We start from the raw sequence: 19,178 nt of genomic DNA, 5'->3' as shown, positions 1-19,178 counted from the left end.
CCGACATGACACTCCATGCACAACTGCTGATCGATGGCGCCTGGCGCGCTGCGCAGGGCGGGGCGACCGCGGCATCGATCAATCCCGCCGACGGGCGGACCATCGGCCGCTACGCCGCGGCCGGGCTGGCCGATGCACATGGCGCGATCGCCGCCGCCCGTCGGGCCTTCGAACGACCCGACTGGGCCCAGGCACCGCGGCTGCGCCAGCAGGTCATGCTCCATTGGGCCGATGCGCTGGAGCGCAAGAGCGACGAACTGGCGCGGCTGCTGACGCTGGAGAACGGCAAGGTGCTCGCGCAGTCGCGCGGAGAGATGGCCGGTGCGATCTCGGAGATCCGCTACTACGCCGGGCTCGCGCGCACCTACCCCGGCCATGTGTTCGAGGTGGAGCCCGGCGTGTTCTCCACCTTGATCAAGGAGCCGGCCGGGGTTGCCGGCCTGATCATCCCCTGGAACGCTCCGGTGGTGCTGCTGATCCGTGCGCTGACACCGGCGCTGGCGGCCGGCTGCACCGTGGTGATCAAGCCGGCGCCGCAGTCCGCGCTGATCACCGCGGCGGTGATCGCCGAACTGCACGCCGTGCTCGCCACGCTGGGCGACAGGGTTCGAGGAGTCGTCAACCTGGTGAGCGAGCGTGGCCACGACGTGGCCCAGGCCCTCGTCACTTCCCCCGAAGTGGACGTGATCAGCTTCACCGGCAGCAATGCCACCGGCGCCCGCATCATGGCTGCGGCCGCGCCGACGATGAAGAAGCTGTCGCTGGAACTCGGTGGCAAGGCGGCCTGCCTGGTGTTCGATGACGTCGACGTGGAGCGCGTGGCGGGCCAGCTGGCCGCTGCCGCTACCATCATCTCCGGCCAGCAGTGCACGGCGGCGCGGCGCGTGCTGGTGCACGCCTCGAAGTTCGAGGCGATGAAGGTGGCGCTGTCGCGCGCGCTGTCTTCCCTGGTGGTGGCGCCGGGAGACTCGCCGGGCGCCCAAGTCGGGCCGCTCATCGATGCGGCCTCGCGCGAGCGAGTCGCGGCCCAGATCGAGCGCACGCTGGCCGAAGCCGACGAGGTGGTCCTGCGAGGCGGCCGGCCCGGGGGTGACCTGGCGGCGGGTTGCTTCCTGTCGCCCACGCTGGTGGCACACCGCGACACCGGTGCCTTCTTCCTGCAGGAAGAGATCTTCGGCCCGCTGGTCGTCATCGAGCGGTTCGAGGACGAGGTCGAGGCCGTCGCGCGCGCCAATCACAGCGAGTACGGCCTGGCGGCCAGCGTGTGGACGCACGACGGCGCGCGGGCGATGCGCGTGGCGCGGGCGCTGCGCAACGGCACCGTGTGGATCAATGACCACAACAAGCTCTTCGCCGAGGCCGAGACCGGTGGATATCGGCGCAGCGGCCTGGGTCGGCTGCACGGCGTCGATGCACTCGTCGACTTCACCGAGATCAAGCACATCTATCAGAACGTGGGCGTCGTTGGCGCCTGACTTCAACACTCGAGGAACCACCATGAAACTTCACGAACTCGCCCATCCCGCCGCCGTGCTGCCCGCCGAGCTCGACGGCTTTCGCATCGAGCTGAAGGCCGAGCAGGAGCGCGCCGACATCGTGCTCGACCGGCCGCCCTTCAACGTGGTGAGCATGCTGGCGCGCGACCAGTTGCGCATCGCGTTCGAGGCCCTCGATGCCGACGAGCGCATCCGCATCATCGTGCTGCGCGGCGCCGGCGAACATTTCTCCAGCGGCGGCGACATCAAGGGCTTTCTCGAAGCGACGCCCGAACATGTCAGCGAGCTGGCCTGGAACGTCGCGGCGCCGGCGCGCTGCAGCAAGCCGGTGATCGCGGCGGGCCGCGGTTACTGCTTCGGCGTCGGCTTCGAGCTGTCGCTGGCCTGCGACTTCCGCCTGGCCACAGAGACGACGCTCTACGCGCTGCCCGAGCAGAAGCTTGGCCAGATTCCCGGATCCGGCGGTTCGGCACGGCTGCAGAAGATGGTGGGCATCACGCGCACCAAGGACATCGTGATGCGCTCGCGGCGCATCTCCGGCCGCCAGGCCCTCGAGTGGGGCGTGGCCACCGAGTGTGTGCCCGATGCCGAGCTCGAGCGGGCCACCGATGCCCTGGTGGACGAACTGCGCGGCTTCTCCCCGATCGCGCAGCGCACCGCCAAGAAGCTGCTGAACGACACCGAAGACTCACCGCTGTCCATCGCCATCGAGCTGGAGGGCCACTGCTACTCGCGCCTGCGCAGCTCGGAGGACTTCCGCGAAGGCGTCGAGGCGTTCCACAGCAAGCGCAAGCCGGCCTTCGTCGGCCGCTGATCAGGTCAATCCACCGCCTGCAAGGAGGCTGCATGGTCACCGAAATCTCCAGATCCCGTCGCGCGCTGACGCTGGCTGTCGGCGCCGCCGCGCTGACGGGGCCGTGGATCGCGCCGGCGCGCGCCTCTGACTATCTCGGCGGACCACTGCGCATCGTCGTGCCTTACCCGGCGGGCGGTTTCAACGACACGCTCGGGCGACTGATCGCGAAGCAGCTGTCCGCGGCGTGGAAGGTGAGTGCCGTGGTGGACAACAAGCCAGGTGCCGGGACGGTGATCGGTACGCAGGCCGTGGCCACGGCCCCGGCCGATGGACAGACGCTGCTGGTCATTCAGTTTCCGTTCGCCTCGAACCCCTGGCTCTACAAGCTGCCCTACGACACCGAACGCGCGTTCGCGCCCGTGATCCTGGCAGGGCGCTCGCCCATGGTGCTGGTCACCCATGCGGGCAGCCCCTATCGCAGCGTCGCCGATGTTCTGACGGCGGCGCGCGCCAGTCCGGACAAGATCAACTACGGCACCTCGGGTGCCGGCTCGTCCAATCACCTGGCCATGGTGCTGTTCGAGAGCCAGGCCGGCGTGCGCATGAACCCCGTGCCCTACAAGGGCAGCGCCCCGCTGATGACCGACCTGTCCGGGGGGCACGTCGGGCTTGCCGTCGACCTGCTGCCGCAGGTTCTGCCCTTCATCCAGGCGGGCAAGGCGCGCGCGCTGGCGATTGCAAGCCAGCGTCGATCCCCCCTGCTTCCGGACGTGCCCACCGCGGCCGAAGTCGGCCTGCCGGGCTACGAGGTGTCGTCCTGGCACGGCTTCGTCGTGCCTGCGGGGACGCCGCAGCCTGTGATCGACAAGCTCAATCGCGAGATCAACCGAATCCTTTCCACCGAAGAGGTCCAGCGCGCGTTCGCGGCGCAGGGCGTCACGCCCGATGGTGGCTCACCGGCTGTGCTGCGCGACTTCATCGCCAGCCAGATGACGCTGTGGAAGCGCGTCATCGAACAGCACGGCATCAAGGCCGAATGAACCCAAACACAACTCCTGGAGACAAACCATGAACCGACATCATCTCAACTCGCTGGCCGCCGCTCTCGCGATCGCCGCACCGCTGGCTGCATCCGCCCAGACCGCACCGATCCGCGTCGGTGTCGTCACCCCGCTGTCGGGCACCTACGCCGGCATCGGCCAGCAGGTGAAGTGGGGCCTGGACCTCGCCGCCGCGCAGATCAATGCGGCCGGCGGCGTGATGGGTCGCAAGCTGGAACTGGTCTATGAGGACGAGGAGGCTAACCCGGCCGTGGCCACGCAGAAGGCCGAGAAGCTGTTCCAGGTCGGCAAGGTTGACTTCCTGACCGGCACGGTGAACTCGGGCTCGACCCTGGCCGTGGGCCAGGTGGCCGAGCGCAACAACCGATTGATCGCGACCACTGTGTCGTTCGCCGATTCGATCACCGCCGACAAGTGCAGCCCCAACGTGTTCCGCGTCAACGCGCGTGCCGGCATGCAGAGCGCCGCGCTGGCCGACTGGATGGCCTCGACGCAGAAGAACGCCAACGTCTTCTACCTGGGGCCTGACTACGAGATGGGCCGCAGCACGGTGGCGGCCTTCAAGGCGGCCGCCGAGGGCAAGGGCGCCAAGACCGCTGGCGAGGTGTTCGCGCCGCTGGACAACAAGGACTACTCGCCGTACTTCGGCCAGATCCGCGGCGCGCGCCCGACGGTGATTTACACCTCGGTGGCGGGCAACGACACGGTGCGGCTGTTCACGCAGATGGCCGAGTTCGGCGTCAACCGCAACGTGCAGGTCCTCGGTGCATCGGGCACGGTGACCTCGCAGAACCTCGCTGCGATCGGCAAGGCCGCCGACGGCTTCGTCACCGGCGTTGGCTACTCCCCGAGCATCGACTCGGCCGAGAACCGCAAGTTCGTCGCCGACTTCGAGGCGGCGAACAAGTCCAAGCCGGATCTGTACGGCGCCGATTCCTACGGCGTGCTGTTCTTCTACAAGGCAGCAGTGGAGAAAGCCAAGAGCACCGACACCGACAAGGTGCGCGAGGCCATGCGCGGCCTGCAGTGGGCGACGCCGCAGGGCACGAAGACGATGCGCGCGGGCGACCACCAGGCGATGCAGGACATGTACGCCGTGAAGGTCGAAGGCGGCCAGTTCCAGATCGTCGGCAAGGTCGCTGCCGCGGCGGCGATCGGCCCCGACGCCTGCAGCCGGTTCTGAGGCGGCCCCATGCTGGACTGGCTGCAATTCGTGCTGGCGCCACAGGTCGTCAACGGCCTGTCCATCGGCGTGGCGGTGGTGCTGATGGCGCTCGGGCTGACGATTATCTTCGGCCTGCTCGACGTCATCAACATGGCGCATGGCGAGTTCTACGCGATCGGTGCGTATGCGGCGCTGGCGCTGATCGGCATGGGCCTGCCGTTCTGGTGGGCGCTGGCGCTGACGCCGCTGCTGATGGCGGCGCTGGGCTACGCGACGGAGCGCGCGCTGATCCAGCGGGTCTTCAACAGCAAGGACCGCCACACGCTGACGCTGCTGCTGACCTTCGGCATCGCCATCATCCTGGAGGACATCCTGAAGATCGTCTTCGGCGCGAATCCGATGCGCATCGAGCAGCCGATCAGCGGCGCCACCGAGATGTTCGGGCTGTTCTTCCCCAATTACCGCCTGTTCCTGATGGCGGTGGGCGCCGCGGTGATCGCGGTGGTGTGGGCGGTGGTGTTCCGGACGCGGCTCGGCGCGATGGTGCGCGCCGCCGCCTACGACCGGCACATGGCCGCATCGCTGGGCGTGCCGGTCAGCGTGGTCTACGCCGGCACCTTTGCCTTCGGGGTGGCGCTGGCGGGCCTGTCGGGGGTGCTGCTCGCACCGATCTATTCGGTCTTCCCGACCATGGGTCGCGACTTCGTGCTGATCGCGTTCAGCGTGGTGATCATCGGCGGCATGGGCTCGATCAAGGGCGCGGTGATTGCCGGGCTGCTGCTGACCCAGGTGCAGTCGATCTCCAGCCTCTACACCTCGCCGGTGTGGAGCGACCCGCTGTTGTTCGGAATCATGGTGCTGGTGCTGATGTGGCGCCCGCACGGTCTGTTCGGGAGGCTCGGCCATGGTTGAGGCACTGACCATCGGGCGGGCGACCGCCCCATCCGCCGGCACACGGCGTTCCGCGGTGCGCGCACTGAGCTATGCCTTCTTCGCGATGGCGCTGCTGTTCGCGGCCGTCGCGGCCACGCTGGGCGACGTCTTCTTCTTCCGGCTGGCCACCGAGGCGCTGATCTTCGGCGGCCTGGCGCTCAGCGTGGACCTGCTGCTCGGCCGCACGGGCCTGCTGCCACTGGGGCAGGCGCTGTTCTTCGGCTTCGGCGCCTATGTGTCGGCGCTGACGCTCAAGCACCTGGCACCCTCGCTGCCGCTGGCCCTGGCGCTGGTGCTGGTCAGCGGCACGCTGGTCGGCCTGGTCGGCGGGCTGATCGCGATCCGGGCCAAGGGCGTGTATTTCGCGCTGATCAGCTTCGGGCTGGCCCAGGTGGTCAGCAAGATCGTCTTCAACACCCGCGAGCTGGGTGCATCGGACGGGCTGATCGGCGTGCCGGCGCCCGTCGTCGGCCTCGGCGTGGCCAGCCTGGACACGGCCCATGCGCCGAGCTTCTTCCTGCTCGTGCTGGCCGGCATGGCGCTGCTGCTGGCGCTGCTGATGCGGCTGATGGACACGCCCTTCGGCCGCACGCTCGACGCGATCCGCACCAACGAGCAGCGCCTGGCCTTCCTCGGCTTCGACCCGTGGCGCTACAAGCTGGCCGCCTTCGTGCTCGCGGCCGACATCGCGGCGCTCAGCGGGGCGCTCTACCCGATGCTGCGGGGCTTCGTCTCGCCCGAGCTGATGTTCTTCCAGGTCTCGGGCAATGCGGTGATCAACGTGATCGTCGGCGGCACCGGCAGCTTCGTCGGCGCGCTCTACGGCTCGGCGCTGCTGACGGCGCTGAAGTCCGTGGTGGGCTCCTTCACCGCCCACCATGCCATCGCGATCGGCGCGCTGTTCGTCGTGTCGGTCATCTTCTTCCCCAAGGGGCTGATCGGCTACCTCGCGCCGGCCCTGGAGCGCCGCTGGAGCCGCCGATGAACGATGCCACCCTGCCCATCCTGCAGGTGCGCGACCTGACGGTCCGCTTCGGTTCGCTGGTGGCGGTCAACGGCGTCGGCTTCGACGCGCAGCGCGGCCAGATCACCGCCGTGATCGGACCCAACGGTGCCGGCAAGAGCAGCCTCTTCAACCTGATCAGCGGCGCCATCCGGCCCAGCGCCGGCCGCGTGACGTTCGAGGGGCGCGACCTGACCGGCGCGAGCCCCGAGCGCATGCTCGCGGCGGGGCTGTCGCGATCGTTCCAGATCACCAACCTGTTCTTCGAGCTGCCGGTGCGCGAAAACCTGCGCCTGGCCGCGCAGTTCGTCGAGGGCGGCCGTGGCCTGCTGCGGCACGTCTCGGCTAGCCGGGCCGCGCAGCGCCGCGTCGACGAATTGATCGAGCGCTTCGCGCTGCACGCACGGGCCGACGACCTCGCGGGCTTTCTCTCGCATGGCGAGCAGCGCCGGCTGGAGATCGCCGTGGCGCTGGCGGCACGGCCGCGCCTGCTGCTGCTCGACGAGCCGACGCAGGGCATGAGCCACGCCGACACGCAGGACACCGCGGCGTTGATTCGCAGCCTGGTCGACGATGGGCTGTCGATTCTGCTGGTCGAGCACGACGTGGACCTGGTCATGGACCTGTCGGACCACGTGGTCGTCATGCACCAGGGCGCGAAGCTGGCCGAAGGCCGGCCGGAGGCGGTGCGCGCCGACCCGGCCGTCCAGGCGGCGTATTTCGGTGAAGTCCAGGAGCCCGCCCATGCTTGAGCTGCGTGACGTTCACACCCACTACGGCCTCAGCCATGTTCTGCAAGGAGTCAGTCTGCGCGTCGAGCCGGGGGAGGTGGTCGGCCTGTTCGGTCGCAATGGCGTGGGCAAGACCACGGTGATGAAGACCATCGCCGGCTGGGTGGCGCCGAGCCGCGGCGCGGTGCTGCTGGAAGGGCAGCCGATCGGCGGCCTGCCGCCGGAGCGGATCTGCCGGCGCGGCATCGGCTTCGTGCCCGAAGACCGGCGCATCTTCCCCGGCCTGACCGTGCAGGAGAACCTGGTGCTCGGCTTCATGCAGAGCCCCGGCCGCAGCCGGGCCGAGGACCGGCGCAGCCTCGACGCGATCTACTCGCGCTTTCCGCGCCTCGGAGAGCGGCGCGGCCAGATGGGCACGACGCTGTCCGGCGGCGAACAGCAGATGCTGGCCATGGCGCGCGTGCTCGTCGGGGCGCCGCGTCTGCTGCTGATCGACGAGCCGACCGAGGGGCTGGCACCGAAGATCGTCGACGAGATCTTCACGCTGATGGAAGGGCTGCGCCGAGACGGTATCCCCATCCTGCTGGTGGAGCAGAACATGCACCGCGCCATCGGCCTCGTGCAGCGCTTCTACGTGCTGGAGCGCGGCGCCATCGTGCTCGAAGGCGATGGCGGCAACACCGCCCATCGCGAGGCGCTGGTACGGCAACTGGCGGTGTGACATGGCACCGCACGACGAACGCATCGCCTGGCTGCTGACCCTGCAAGGAGTCGAAGATCGCAGGGGCGCGATAAGGGCATGTCTGTCGACAGCTGCCGAGGCGGGCTTCCACTTCGTGGCGATCGACCCCTCGACTGACATCCGCGTGCCGGAAGTCGAGTCGGAAGCTCTGGTACAGGGACTGCAGTGCATCCTCGTGAACGATGCTGCGCACTTCCTGCTCAGTGCGAGCCTGGGCGATGCGGAGCGTTGGTCGCAGGCGTGGGCCCTGTCGCGTGACGGCTTCGACGGGTTCATTCTGTGCGATGGCAGCGCCAGTGGTACGCATGCGCAATCGCTGTTTGCAACGGCTCGTGCGCTGGTGCGCAACCTAGATCAACTCGACTGGGAGCGGTATCAGTAGTGGTCGAACTGACACTCCGAGATGGCGGCGGCGACGACAAGGGTCTGCCATCGCCCGCGCCAAAGACCGACACTCACGTGACGAAAGTTCGAGCGTTGCATGGTCACGCAGGCGGGAAGTTTCGAGCGCCTCAGATGACGACTCCTGCACAGTCGGTTCCAGAGCGTTTGCGGCAATTGAATCGCATGTTTCGCACGATCAGCCTTTGTGGTCACCACATGATCCGCGCTGAGGACGAGCAGACGCTGGCTCAGGCCATCTGCACGGTGATGGTCAAAGATGGCGGCTATCGGATGGCCTGGGTGGGGTTGGCGGAAAACGACGCGGCCCGGAGCATTCGCGCTGTCGCCTGCGCCGGAATTGAAATTGGCTATCTCGAGGACCTGAATCTCACTTGGGCCGACACCGATTGCGGGAGCGGACCTGGCGCTCGGTGCATTCGCGAGCAGACGGTCCAGGTGACGCGGGACATCACCAACGATGCGCGGTTCATGCACTGGCGGGCAGAAGCCGCCAGGCGCGGATACGCTTCGTCGATCGCATTGCCGCTCACGATCGGGACGCAAACTCGTGGCTTCCTCGGCATCTATTCGGAGCAGCGTGACGCGTTCGGTGAAGATGAGATCAGCCTGCTCCCCGGGGCGGCGGACGATCTGGTGTACGGCATCACCGCGCAGCGCGACCGTCGTGAACGCGATGCGCTGAAGGAGCTGGCACATCGCGCCGAGGAGGCCGAAGCCGCGACGCGCCAAGAGCGCTCTCCTCGCCCACATGAGTCATAAGATCCGCACGCCGATGAATGCCATCATCGGGCTGACGCATCTGCTCGCGCGCGACACGCGCGACCCGCTACAGAGCAGCCGACTGGCCAAGGTCGACGGTGCCGCCCAGCACTTGCTGCGGCTGATCAACGACGTTCTCGACCTGTCCAAGATCGAGGCCGGCAAGATGGCGCTTGAGAGCACCGGTTTTTCGCTCGATCGCTTGCTCCAGCAGACTTTCGAGATGGTCGCCGGCTGCGCGCGCGAGAAAGGTCTGGAACTCGTGCTGGACACCGCCCATGTGCCAGACGGGCTGCGTGGTGACCCGACGCGGCTGTCGCAGGCGCTGATCAACCTGCTGTCTAACGCAGTCATGTTCACCGACGCGGGTTGGGTGCGCTTGCGCATCGAAACGCTGCGGTGAAGTGGGTCACGTGCACTGCTGAGCTTCGAGGTGTGCGACACCGGCATCAGTATGTCGGCGGAGGCTCAGGCCGGACTGTTCGAAGCCTTCGAGCAGGCCGACAGGTAGATCTCCAGGTGCCATGGCGGTACCGGCCTGGGGCTGGCGCTGACCCGCCAGATCGCGAAAATGATGGGTGGCCAGGTCGGAGTCGACAGCCGGCCCAGTGCCGGCAGCCGCTTCTGGTTCACTGCCGAATTGCAGGTCGAGTGCGACGACGACACCGCGGCTGCGGCGCTGTGGGGACAACGCGCGCTGCTGGTGGACGACCTCGCCGAAGCGCGCCTGCCGCTGCGCCAGCAGCTGCAGATGTTCGGGCTGAAGGTCGACGACTTCGACGACCCGGCCGCGGCTATCGAGCGCGCAGTGGCAGAGAAGGCGGCGGGACGCGGCTACGACGTGCTGCTGCTGGATCATCGGATGGCCCCACACGACGGGCCGCAGACCCTGGGCCGTCTGCGCGCGATGCTCGGGACGACGCTGCCACCGGCCATCCTGGTCAGCGCCGACGATGACGAGCTCTCGCACCGGAAGGCCCTAGCGGCTGGCTTCATCGGCTTGCTGCCCAAGCCGGTCTCGTCGACGAAGCTGCACGACATCCTCGCTGGCGTGCTTCTCGGCGCGAGCCCGTGCCGGGCACCGCAGGCGACGGCGCTGGGACCTTCGGAGGTGCTCTTGCGTGCCCGGCATCACGGCAGCCGTGTGCTGCTGGCCGAGGATAGCCCGATCAATCAAGAGGTCGCCCGCGAACTGCTGTGTGCGACGGGCCTGGCTGTCGACGTGGTCGGCAACGGGCAGCAGGCGGTCGATCGGGCGTTGTCGGGCCGCTACGACTTGGTGCTGATGGACATCCAGATGCCCGAGGTCGACGGCCTGGAGGCGGCGCGCCGCATCCGCGCTGGCGGACGGAGTGCGCTGCCGATCGTTGCAATGACCGCAAGTGCGTATGGCGAAGACCGCCAAGACTGCCTGGACGCGGGAATGAACGACCATGTCGCCAAGCCGGTCGATCCCAAGCGCTTGTATGCGACTCTGGCGCGATGGTTGCCGTCGGACGCTACGCGTGTCGTCACACCGGCCGACGCGCCGCAGCTGGTGCCACTCCCGCAGCAATTGCGGTTGCAGGAACAACTGGCAGGCATTGAAAGGCAGGATGTTGAGCGAGAGATGCACGTAGCCGGCGGGTCGCCGGATCTGCTGATGCGCCTGCTGCATTTCTTCGTCGAGGCTTACGGCGACACCACGATCGCGCTGACCCCGGGGCACACTTACTCCCTGCGTGGTGCTTGCGCGACAGTGGGGGCTGTGCGGCTAGCCGCAGCCTAGCGCGACTACGAAATCAACGCCACCCAGAACGGCGACAGCGCGCTGCTGCAGGCACAGGCTGCTGCGATTCACGGTGACCGGCTCAGCCTCGTCGAGAAGCTTCAGGTCAAGCTCGCCACCTGAATTGGCTGCTGTTAGCGGTGCAGGCGTTGCCCGCGCGGCCGAACACGCGGCCGCTGGCAAGCCTTCATGCAGTCCTGGCCGATCTCGCTCGATGTGTCCGAATGCAGGCTGGTGCAACGGCCGCGCCTCGCCGATGCGGAGCGTCAGCGCGAGGTCAGCGAGGTCAGTCTCCACAATGGACTTCCTACAGCGTGAGTAGCTTGGCAAGGGTCCATTCCGACCCAGTCCTGTGGAGAAGGCGAAAGAAGGCCAGAAAGCCGAACTTCACCGACAACTGCTGCTGTTAAGGCTTGTGCGACACCTGCCCTGACGCGCAGGTGGTCGAGCTAGCCGAGTGCATGAGGGCAGGTGTCGCACAAGGCTCGGGGGAGGAAACCGCGGCGAACGCCACGGCCGTTGTTGAGCGCAACGGCTATGGAGATTGGTCGGCGCTGGCTCGGCGATCCGGCTGTCCGCACCGCCTCAGCGAGATCGCGCATGCAGGCAAGTGTGGCTGGCGACGAGTCGCCGTGGTGTCGCAATGGTCGCCAGCGCGGTATGCGGGTGCGCTCTCCAAGCAGCGCGCGCAGCCAGCTACCGGACGCCTTGGTCGGCGTCGTGTAGAGCGACGGCGAAGGCGCCGCGTCATGAGACTGGCGGCGCCCGGATCGAGCAGCCGCGCACGAAGACCTGCAACACCACCATCGCTTGGCCGCAGTGCGCGCACACGAAGGTCGGTGTGGGTGCGGCGACGGGCGCGAGGAGGGATCGCGATTGGCCAAGAGCGGACGTGTGTCTGACTATTTGGGTAGCCGCGACCAGTCTGTCCGCCGGTAACGCGGGGCGTTGCCGCAGCACGAGCGCTGTGCGCAGTCAGGAGGCCAGTTGCCGCTGGATTTCGCGCCGCACATGGCGCACGTGCTCCATGCCGCGCGCGTCGGCCACGTCCTCGCGGCCCTGCGCCACCGCCTGCCCGATCGCCTCATAGTCGCGCAGCCGCAGCTTCTGAAGTGCGGCGATCGGATGCTGGGCGTACACGATGGGCATGTGGATCGAGGGAAACAGCCGCCGCAGCTCGCGGTTGGCCGCGAGCTCCAGCAGCGCGCGCCAGAAGCTGCGGCGCGCCCGGGCGAACGCGTCCGGATCCTGGGCGCTGTCCGCGCTGCGCAGCTGCTGCAGGGCGCGCGCGAGCGCCTGCGGCCCGCGCCCAGCCGCCACCCCGCGCGCGGCGCTGCGCGCGAGCAGCCCGGTCATGCGCTCCGCGACCTCCAGGACGTCCATCGTCTCCTTGACCGTCAGCGCGCGAATGGCCGCACCCTTGTGGCGCAGGATTTCCACAACGCCTTCGGCGGCGAGCCGCTGCAGCGCCTCACGCACCGAGTTGCGGCCGACATCGAAGCGCGCCGCCAGGTCGGCCTCGACCAGCCGCTGCCCCGGCACGAACACGCGCCGCTCCAGGCCATGCAGGATACCGAAGAAAACCGCGTCCGACGCACTCTCGGGTGCGTCAATGAAGGCGTCGGCCAGGGGCGCAGCGGCGGCGGGCATCAGGACTCCTGAAATCGTAGGGCAATATTGTCCTACAATCCGACCCCACGGCCCCCGCCGCCCGGCTCACGGAGAGACCATGAATTTCGACTTGCCCGCCGAAGTGCGGGAGCTGCAACAGCGCACGCAACGCTTCATCGCCGAACAGGTGATCCCGCTGGAAAGCGACCCGCGCGCCGCCGGCGCCCACGGCCCGAGCGAGGACCTGCGGCGCGAGCTGGTTGCGCGCGCCCGTGCCGCCGGCCTGCTCACGCCGCATGCATCGCGTGAGCTGGGCGGCCTCGGCTTGAGCCACCTGGCCAAGGCGGTGGTGTTCGAGGAGGCCGGCTATTCGCGCCTGGGCCCGACGGCGATGAACATCCACGCGCCGGACGAAGGCAACATCCACCTCATGGAGGAAGTGGCCACGCCGTCGCAGAAGGAGCGCTGGCTGGCCCCGCAGGTGGCGGGCCGCACGCGTTCCTGCTTTGCCATGACCGAGCCGGACGGCGCCGGTTCCGACCCCGGCATGCTTGCGACGACGGCCGTGCGTGACGGCGACGACTACGTGCTCAGCGGCCGCAAGTGGTTCATCACCGGGGCCGAAGGCGCCGACTACGCCATCGTCGTGGCGCGCATGGAGGACGGCTCGGCCACCATGTTCCTGACCGACATGGACCGTCCCGGCATCCGGCTGGAACGCAGCATGGAGGCCATGGACACCTGCTTCACCGGCGGCCACGGCGTGCTGGTGTTCGACAAGCTGCGGGTGGCCAGCGAGGACGTGCTGGGCGAGGTGGGCCAAGGCTTCCGCTATGCGCAGGTGCGCCTGGCGCCCGCGCGCCTGACCCACTGCATGCGCTGGCTGGGGCAGGCGCGCCGCGCCCACGACATCGCCGTGGACTACGCCCGCCAGCGGCGCGCGTTCGGCAAGCCGCTGGCCGAACACGAGGGCGTGGGCTTCATGCTGGCCGACAACGACATCGACCTGCAGACCGCGCGCCTGCACATCTGGCACACCGCTTGGCTACTGGACCGCGGCGAGAAGGGCAACTTCGAGTCCAGCCGCGCGAAGGTTGCCTGTTCGGAAGCCGAATGGCGCGTGGTCGATCGCTGCGTGCAGATCCTGGGCGGCCAGGGCGTGACGGCGGAAACGGCAGTGATGCGCATCTTCATGGACATGCGCGCCTTCCGCATCTACGACGGCCCGAGCGAGGTGCATCGCTGGAGCATGGCGCGCAAGATCGTGCACCAGGCCAGCCAGGGAGCCGCACGATGAGCGCTTTGGACCGCTTCCGCCTGGACGGGCGCATCGCGCTGGTCACCGGCGCCTCCAGCGGCCTGGGCGAGCACTTCGCCGCCGTCCTGGCCGAGGCCGGCGCGCGGGTGGCGCTGGCGGCGCGGCGCGTCGACAAGCTGCGGCCGCTGGCCGAACGCATCGCTGCCGCAGCTGGGGAGGCGCGGGTCCTGGCGCTCGACGTCACCGACGCTGCCAGCGTGCGCGCCTGCCTGGACGAACTCGCTTCCTGGGGCGCGCCGGACATCCTGGTGAACAACGCCGGCGTGACCATCACGCGGCCGCTGCTGGAGCAGACGGAAGAAGATTTCGACCAGGTGCTGGACACCAACCTCAAGGGCGCCTGGCTGGTGGCCACCGAGACCGCGCGCCGCATGGTGGCAGCCCGCCGCGGCGGCAGCATCGTCAACGTCGCGTCCATCCTGGGCGAGCGCGCGGCCGGGGGCGTCGCGCCCTATGCGATTTCCAAGTCCGCGGTGATCCAGGCAAGCAAGGCGATGGCGCTGGAGCTCGCCCGGCATCGCATCCGCGTCAACGCGCTGCTTCCGGGCTACGTCGTGACCGACCTCAATCGTGAATTCCTCCAGAGCGAGGCCGGCGACAAGCTGCGGCAGCGCATCCCGAGTCGCCGCTTCGTTGAACTGGCAGACCTCGACGGCCCGCTGCTGCTGCTCGCCTCCGAAGCCGGCGCCGCGATGACAGGCACTACCGTGGCGGTCGACAGCGGCCACCTGGTGAGTTCGCTGTGAGCCAGGGACTGGCACTCGATCCCCTGGCGGGCTGGATCCTGCAGCAGGGGCTGGCGGGCTCGGCGTCCGCCATCACCGTGCAGCCGCTCTCCGGAGGCCAATCCAATCCCACGTTCCGCGTCAGCACGGATCGCGGCGAGTACGTGCTGCGCAAGCAGCCGCCGGGACCGCTGCTCGCGTCGGCGCATGCGATCGATCGCGAATACCGCGTGATGGCCGCCCTCGCGGACACGCCCGTGCCGGTGCCGCGGATGCTTGCCTGGTGCGACGATGCCTCCCTGATCGGCACGCCGTTCTACTTAATGGCGTTCCTGGCCGGCCGGGTGCTGGCAGACCAGTCGCTGCCCGGCGCGCAGCCGGCGGAGCGCGCCGCCCTCTACGGCGAGATGAACCGCGTGCTCGCGGCGCTGCACGCCGTGGAGCCCGCGGCCGTGGGACTGGGCGACTACGGCCGCAGCGGCAACTACGTCGCGCGCCAAGTCGCCCGCTGGTCTCGCCAGTGCGAGGCATCCACGCTTGCGTTGCCGCCGACCATGCGGCGCCTGATGGACTGGCTGCCGCAGCACCTGCCGGCGCACGATACCACCACGTTGGTGCACGGCGACTACCGCCTGGACAACCTCGTCTTCCATGCGCGAGAGCCGCGCGTGCTGGGCGTGCTGGACTGGGAGCTGTCGACGCTGGGCGATCCGCTGGCCGACTTCTCCTACCACTGCATGAGCTGGCGCATCCCGGCCTCGCTCTGGCGCGGCATAGCCGGACTGGACCTGCGCGCGCTGGGCATCCCGGACGAGGCGAGCTACGTGCGCCAGTACGAGGAGACGTCCGGCCGCGCGACGGCGCCGCACTGGGAGTTCTACATGGCGTACAACCTGTTCCGCATGGCCGCCATCCTGCACGGCATCGCGCAGCGTGCCGCCGACGGCACGGCGGCGGCAGCGGATGCGGTGGAGACCGGGCGCAAGGCAGCCCCGCTGGCGGAGCTGGCCTGGGACTGCGCCATGCGCCACCAGGCCGCCACGCGCTAAGGCACGGGCGGGCGCCGCGCCCGCCGGCTGCCGCCGCCTCAGGCTGCCTTCTTCAAGGCGATCACCCGACGCTGCAGTGCTTCGAGCAGGCCCTGCTCCTGCTGGCGGGCCGCCTCGACGCTGCGTGCCCGCACGTGTCCATAGCCGCGGATGGATTCGGGCAATGCGGCCAGCTTGACGGCCGTTTCGTAGTGGCCGGGCTCCCGTGTAGACACGAGGACCGCCAGGGCCTGCTCGATGTTGGACTTGTACTGCGCCATCAGCGCCCGCTCCATGCGGCGCTCCTGCGTGCGGCCGAAAACGTCGAACGCCGTTCCCCGCAGGAAGCGCAGTCTTGCCAGCAGCCGGAACGCAGGGAGGATCCATTGCCCGAACTCGCGCTTGCGCGGCTCGCCCGTCGCCGGGTCCCGCTTCGAGAGCATGGGGGGAGCCAGGTTGAACACCAGCTTGAAGTCGCCTTCGAACTGGCGCTCCACGCGCTGCAGGAAGCCCGTGTCGGTATAGAGGCGAGCCACCTCGTACTCGTCCTTGATCGCCATCAGCTTGAACCAGTACTTCGCCACCGCGCGCGTGAGCTCGCTGCGCCCGGGGAAGCTGCTGCGCTCGACGGAGCGCACGTGTTCCACGAAATCGACGTACTGCCTGGCATAAGCCTCGTCCTGGTAGTCCACCAGGAAGCGCTTGCGCCAGGCGATGGCCTCGTCCAGGTCCTCGATGATCGCGGGCGCGAGGCTTGCGGACTCCGTCGCCTGCATCGTCGACAACGTGCGCTCGACCGCGTTGGGGTCCACCACCGTCCGGCGGCCCCACAGGAAAGCGTCGCGGTTCATCTGCTGCTGCGCGCCATTGAGTTCGATGGCCTGCTCGATCGCGTCGGCGCTGACGGGGATGAGGCCCCGCTGGTAGGCGAAGCCCAGCATGAACATGTTGGCGGCAATGCTGTCCCCCAGCAGCGCAGTGGCGATGCGGCCCGCCTCCACGAAGTGCGCGGCCTCGGCGCCTACCGTGTCCACGATGTTGCGCTGGAGGCTACCGCGCGGGTACTGCATGTCGGCCTTCCGGGAGAACTCGCCCGGCATCGTTTCCTGGGTGTTGACGACCATTTGCGTGCGTCCCTGGCGCGCAGCGGCCAGCGTCTTCGAGTTGCCGGCAACGATCATGTCGCAGCCGAGCACCAGGTTCGCTCCACCCGCCGCGATGCGGATGGTCTTGATGGCCTCGGGCGATTCGCCGAAGCGCAGGTGGCTCCAGACCGATCCGCCCTTCTGGGCGAGACCGGCCATGTCCAGGATGCCGCAGCCCAGTCCCTGCAGGTGGGCAGCCATCCCCAGGATCGCCCCGACAGTGACCACGCCCGTGCCACCCATGCCCGTGACGAGGATGCTGTAGACGCCTTCGTCCAGGGACGGCAGTTCCGGCTCCGGGAGCGCCACGAACGGGCCGCCCGTGTCGCTGGCGCGGGCGGGCTTGCGCAGCGAGCCGCCGAGTACGGTGACGAAGCTGGGACAGAATCCCTTCACGCAGGAGTAGTCCTTGTTGCAGGAGGACTGGTCGATGGTGCGCTTGCGACCCAGCTCATTCTCCAGCGGTTGCAGCGAAATGCAGTTGGACTTCGCGCCGCAGTCGCCACACCCTTCGCACACCAGGTCGTTGATCAGCAGGCGCTTGGCCGGATCAGGGAACTGGCCGCGCTTGCGCCGGCGACGCTTCTCGGCGGCGCAGGTCTGGTCGTAGATCAGCGCCGTCGTCCCTTCGATCTGCCGCAACTCCTCCTGGATCGCGTTGATCTCGTCCCGGTGGTGGACCGTCAGGCCCGCAGGCCAGCGGATTGCCGCGGGGTACTTTCCCGGTTCGTCGCTGACGACCACGATGCGCTTGACGCCCTCGGCGTGGACCTGGTTCGCGATGGTGGGAACGTCCAGGACGCCATCGTGCCGCTGGCCTCCCGTCATCGCGACCGCGTCGTTGAACAGGATCTTGTAGGTGATGTTGGTCTTCGCCGCGACGGCGGCCCGGATGGCCAGCAGCCCCGAGTGGAAGTAGGTTCCGTCGCCGATGTTCTGGAACATGTGCTTCCGCTTCGAGAACGGAGCCTCGCCGACCCAGGACATGCCCTCGGCGCCCATCTGCGTGTAGCCGGTGGTGGAACGGTCCATCGCCTGGGCCATCCAGCTGCAGCCGATGCCTGCATAGGCCTTGCTTCCTTCGGGCAGCACTGTGGACGAGCTGTGCGGGCAGCCACTGCAGAAGTAGAAGCTGCGGGACAGGATGTCGATCACGCCCTTGGGAGCGCGCAGGGCGCGGATCTCGTCGACGCGCCGGCGCAAGGCTTCGAGGCCACCGTCGTGGAGGTGCAGGAGCCGCTCGCCGATGGCGAGGGCGATCTGATTGGAATCGAGCGCCATCTCCGGCTGGAACAGGCTCCTGCCCTCCTCGTCGAGCTTGCCGATGACCGCGGGCGCACCGGCCTTTCCATAGAGCTGCTCCTTGAGCTGGGACTCCAGGAGGCTGCGCTTTTCCTCCACGACCATGACCTTCTGCAGGCCGTCGGCAAAACGCGCTGCGCCCGCGGGTTCCAGGGGCCAAGTCATGCCGACCTTGTAGATGCGGAGCCCGAGCTCGCCTGCCTGCTCCTCCGTGAGGTCCAGGTCGTGCAGGGCCTGCAGCACGTCGAGGTAGCTCTTGCCGTGCGTGATGATGCCCAGCATCGCCCGGTCTCCATCCACGACCACCCGGTCGATGCCGTTGGCGCGGGCAAATGCCTTCACTGCGTCCAGCTTGTGGCGGTGCAGCCTCGCCTCCTGGGCGTGGGGTGTATCCGGCTGGCGAAGGTTCAGGCCGTCCGCGGGCAATTCCACGCCTTCGGGCAGGACGATGCGGACCCGGTCGACGTCGACGTCGATGGAGGCCGTCGCTTCCACGGTGTCCTTGACGCACTTCATGCCGACCCAGCACCCGCTGTAGCGCGACAGGGCCCAGCCGATCAGACCGAAGTCCAGGATTTCCTGCACGCCGGCGGGACTTAGGACGGGAATCATGGCGTCCACCATCGCGAACTCGCTCTGGTGGCAGGTCGTGGAGGATTCGCAGGTGTGATCGTCGCCCATGAGGACGAGGACGCCGCCATGCCTGGACGAGCCCGCGAGATTGCCGTGCCTGAAGGCGTCCCCGGTGCGGTCGACGCCCGGGCCCTTTCCGTACCACATGGCAAAGACGCCGTCGTACTTTCCCTCCCCGGCCGCCTCGGCCTGCTGCGATCCCCAGACAGCGGTGGCAGCGAGGTCTTCGTTGACTCCGGGGACGAACACGACGTCGTGGACAGCCAAGGCCTTGGACGCCTTGCCGAGCTGCTCGTCGAGTGTGCCCAACGGCGACCCGCGATAGCCTGTGACGTAGCCGGCCGTACTCAGCCCCTGCGCCTGATCACGCATGTGCTGCGTCATCGGCAGGCGCACCAGGGCTTGCGTTCCGGTGATGAAAACCCGGCCCTGGCGGAGCGTGTACTTGTCGTCGAGGCTGACTGCGCGGTTTTGCATGGCGATCCTGGAAGTGGTGTCGAACCAAGTGCCGACACTTTTGTCGAACGCTGTAAGGCCGCGGAGAATCACAGATTCCC

The 19,178-nt window shown here is 68.3% G+C and carries 18 protein-coding genes; 15 read left to right on the top strand and 3 right to left on the bottom strand.

From position 1 onward, the window contains the following. The first annotated feature begins 5 nt into the window (after positions 1–5). The 12 genes from MW290_RS03330 to MW290_RS03275 all read left to right on the top strand — a co-directional run bounded on the left by MW290_RS03330 (position 6) and on the right by MW290_RS03275 (position 10,859). Entirely contained in the window at positions 6–1,475 is a 1,470-nt protein-coding gene (locus MW290_RS03330) for an aldehyde dehydrogenase family protein (RefSeq protein WP_250195897.1), read from the top strand. A 22-nt stretch (positions 1,476–1,497) separates the two neighbouring features. After that, the gene (locus tag MW290_RS03325) at positions 1,498–2,310 is read left to right on the top strand and encodes an enoyl-CoA hydratase/isomerase family protein (RefSeq protein ID WP_250195896.1); all 813 of its coding nucleotides are present in this window, start codon (positions 1,498–1,500) and stop codon (positions 2,308–2,310) included. Between the two features lie 32 nt (positions 2,311–2,342). Beyond that, positions 2,343–3,332: a Bug family tripartite tricarboxylate transporter substrate binding protein gene (locus MW290_RS03320; RefSeq protein ID WP_250195895.1), complete on the top strand. Its 990-nt coding sequence runs from the start codon at positions 2,343–2,345 to the stop codon at positions 3,330–3,332. 28 nt (positions 3,333–3,360) lie between these two features. Then, a complete protein-coding gene (locus MW290_RS03315; RefSeq protein ID WP_250195894.1) occupies positions 3,361–4,536 on the top strand; it encodes an ABC transporter substrate-binding protein in 1,176 nt (391 codons plus the stop codon). A gap of 9 nt (positions 4,537–4,545) precedes the next feature. Continuing rightward, positions 4,546–5,430: a branched-chain amino acid ABC transporter permease gene (locus MW290_RS03310; RefSeq protein ID WP_250195893.1), complete on the top strand. Its 885-nt coding sequence runs from the start codon at positions 4,546–4,548 to the stop codon at positions 5,428–5,430. Further along, positions 5,423–6,436, top strand: a complete 1,014-nt coding sequence (locus MW290_RS03305; RefSeq protein ID WP_250195892.1) for a branched-chain amino acid ABC transporter permease — start codon at positions 5,423–5,425, stop codon at positions 6,434–6,436. The genes MW290_RS03310 and MW290_RS03305 overlap by 8 nt, the downstream gene beginning before the upstream one ends. Beyond that, positions 6,433–7,206, top strand: coding sequence for an ABC transporter ATP-binding protein (locus MW290_RS03300; protein ID WP_250195891.1), 774 nt, complete (start codon positions 6,433–6,435; stop codon positions 7,204–7,206). The genes MW290_RS03305 and MW290_RS03300 overlap by 4 nt, the downstream gene beginning before the upstream one ends. Beyond that, a complete protein-coding gene (locus tag MW290_RS03295; RefSeq protein WP_250195890.1) occupies positions 7,199–7,906 on the top strand; it encodes an ABC transporter ATP-binding protein in 708 nt (235 codons plus the stop codon). The genes MW290_RS03300 and MW290_RS03295 overlap by 8 nt, the downstream gene beginning before the upstream one ends. Before the next feature lies 1 nt (position 7,907). Further along, complete coding sequence (locus MW290_RS03290; protein WP_250195889.1) at positions 7,908–8,309, top strand: hypothetical protein; 402 nt, start codon at positions 7,908–7,910, stop codon at positions 8,307–8,309. A gap of 185 nt (positions 8,310–8,494) precedes the next feature. Next, positions 8,495–9,091: a GAF domain-containing protein gene (locus tag MW290_RS03285; protein WP_250195888.1), complete on the top strand. Its 597-nt coding sequence runs from the start codon at positions 8,495–8,497 to the stop codon at positions 9,089–9,091. Continuing rightward, positions 9,081–9,494 (top strand): histidine kinase dimerization/phospho-acceptor domain-containing protein, encoded by a 414-nt coding sequence (locus MW290_RS03280; protein ID WP_250195887.1) that lies wholly within the window; start codon positions 9,081–9,083, stop codon positions 9,492–9,494. The genes MW290_RS03285 and MW290_RS03280 overlap by 11 nt, the downstream gene beginning before the upstream one ends. 108 nt (positions 9,495–9,602) lie before the next feature. Then, entirely contained in the window at positions 9,603–10,859 is a 1,257-nt protein-coding gene (locus tag MW290_RS03275; protein ID WP_259373468.1) for a response regulator, read from the top strand. Here the strand turns inward: MW290_RS03275 and MW290_RS03270 are convergent. Both MW290_RS03270 and MW290_RS03265 read right to left on the bottom strand, forming a co-directional pair. Next, on the bottom strand, positions 10,845–11,156 hold the full coding sequence (locus MW290_RS03270) for a hypothetical protein (RefSeq protein WP_250195885.1): 312 nt from the start codon (positions 11,154–11,156) through the stop codon (positions 10,845–10,847). The two genes, MW290_RS03275 and MW290_RS03270, sit on opposite strands and share 15 nt — an antisense overlap. Before the next feature lie 678 nt (positions 11,157–11,834). Then, positions 11,835–12,509 (bottom strand): GntR family transcriptional regulator, encoded by a 675-nt coding sequence (locus MW290_RS03265; protein ID WP_250195884.1) that lies wholly within the window; start codon positions 12,507–12,509, stop codon positions 11,835–11,837. Between the two features lie 79 nt (positions 12,510–12,588). Here MW290_RS03265 and MW290_RS03260 point away from each other — a divergent pair, with 79 nt between their 5' ends. From MW290_RS03260 to MW290_RS03250, 3 genes are read left to right on the top strand one after another with little or no spacing between them, the layout of a single operon-like run. Continuing rightward, the gene (locus tag MW290_RS03260; protein WP_250195883.1) at positions 12,589–13,767 is read left to right on the top strand and encodes an acyl-CoA dehydrogenase family protein; all 1,179 of its coding nucleotides are present in this window, start codon (positions 12,589–12,591) and stop codon (positions 13,765–13,767) included. Further along, positions 13,764–14,534, top strand: coding sequence for an SDR family NAD(P)-dependent oxidoreductase (locus MW290_RS03255; RefSeq protein ID WP_250195882.1), 771 nt, complete (start codon positions 13,764–13,766; stop codon positions 14,532–14,534). The genes MW290_RS03260 and MW290_RS03255 overlap by 4 nt, the downstream gene beginning before the upstream one ends. Next, positions 14,531–15,562 carry a phosphotransferase family protein gene (locus tag MW290_RS03250; RefSeq protein WP_375142793.1) on the top strand — a complete coding sequence of 344 codons (1,032 nt, stop codon included), beginning with the start codon at positions 14,531–14,533 and terminating at the stop codon, positions 15,560–15,562. Before MW290_RS03255 ends, MW290_RS03250 begins: the two co-directional genes overlap by 4 nt. 38 nt (positions 15,563–15,600) lie before the next feature. Here the strand turns inward: MW290_RS03250 and MW290_RS03245 are convergent, their stop codons facing one another. Continuing rightward, positions 15,601–19,098, bottom strand: coding sequence for an indolepyruvate ferredoxin oxidoreductase family protein (locus tag MW290_RS03245; protein ID WP_250195881.1), 3,498 nt, complete (start codon positions 19,096–19,098; stop codon positions 15,601–15,603). Positions 19,099–19,178: the final 80 nt, after the last annotated feature.

Origin of the sequence: Aquincola tertiaricarbonis, from assembly GCF_023573145.1 — a bacterium.
Lineage (GTDB): Bacteria > Pseudomonadota > Gammaproteobacteria > Burkholderiales > Burkholderiaceae_C > Aquincola > Aquincola tertiaricarbonis_B.
The sequence above is the reverse complement of the archived record's forward strand: the minus strand, read 5'-3'. Positions and strand labels throughout refer to the sequence as shown.

Excerpts from the sequence above, each read along its gene's own strand:
- MW290_RS03245 (WP_250195881.1), bottom strand. The coding sequence starts at position 19,098 with ATGCAAAACCGCGCAGTCAGCCTCGACGACAAGTACACGCTCCGCCAG.
- MW290_RS03310 (WP_250195893.1), top strand. The coding sequence starts at position 4,546 with ATGCTGGACTGGCTGCAATTCGTGCTGGCGCCACAGGTCGTCAACGGC.
- MW290_RS03330 (WP_250195897.1), top strand. The coding sequence starts at position 6 with ATGACACTCCATGCACAACTGCTGATCGATGGCGCCTGGCGCGCTGCG.
- MW290_RS03265 (WP_250195884.1), bottom strand. The coding sequence starts at position 12,509 with ATGCCCGCCGCCGCTGCGCCCCTGGCCGACGCCTTCATTGACGCACCC.
- MW290_RS03285 (WP_250195888.1), top strand. The coding sequence starts at position 8,495 with ATGTTTCGCACGATCAGCCTTTGTGGTCACCACATGATCCGCGCTGAG.
- MW290_RS03260 (WP_250195883.1), top strand. The coding sequence starts at position 12,589 with ATGAATTTCGACTTGCCCGCCGAAGTGCGGGAGCTGCAACAGCGCACG.
- MW290_RS03320 (WP_250195895.1), top strand. The coding sequence starts at position 2,343 with ATGGTCACCGAAATCTCCAGATCCCGTCGCGCGCTGACGCTGGCTGTC.
- MW290_RS03325 (WP_250195896.1), top strand. The coding sequence starts at position 1,498 with ATGAAACTTCACGAACTCGCCCATCCCGCCGCCGTGCTGCCCGCCGAG.
- MW290_RS03280 (WP_250195887.1), top strand. The coding sequence starts at position 9,081 with ATGAGTCATAAGATCCGCACGCCGATGAATGCCATCATCGGGCTGACG.
- MW290_RS03295 (WP_250195890.1), top strand. The coding sequence starts at position 7,199 with ATGCTTGAGCTGCGTGACGTTCACACCCACTACGGCCTCAGCCATGTT.
- MW290_RS03300 (WP_250195891.1), top strand. The coding sequence starts at position 6,433 with ATGAACGATGCCACCCTGCCCATCCTGCAGGTGCGCGACCTGACGGTC.
- MW290_RS03290 (WP_250195889.1), top strand. The coding sequence starts at position 7,908 with ATGGCACCGCACGACGAACGCATCGCCTGGCTGCTGACCCTGCAAGGA.
- MW290_RS03305 (WP_250195892.1), top strand. The coding sequence starts at position 5,423 with ATGGTTGAGGCACTGACCATCGGGCGGGCGACCGCCCCATCCGCCGGC.
- MW290_RS03255 (WP_250195882.1), top strand. The coding sequence starts at position 13,764 with ATGAGCGCTTTGGACCGCTTCCGCCTGGACGGGCGCATCGCGCTGGTC.
- MW290_RS03315 (WP_250195894.1), top strand. The coding sequence starts at position 3,361 with ATGAACCGACATCATCTCAACTCGCTGGCCGCCGCTCTCGCGATCGCC.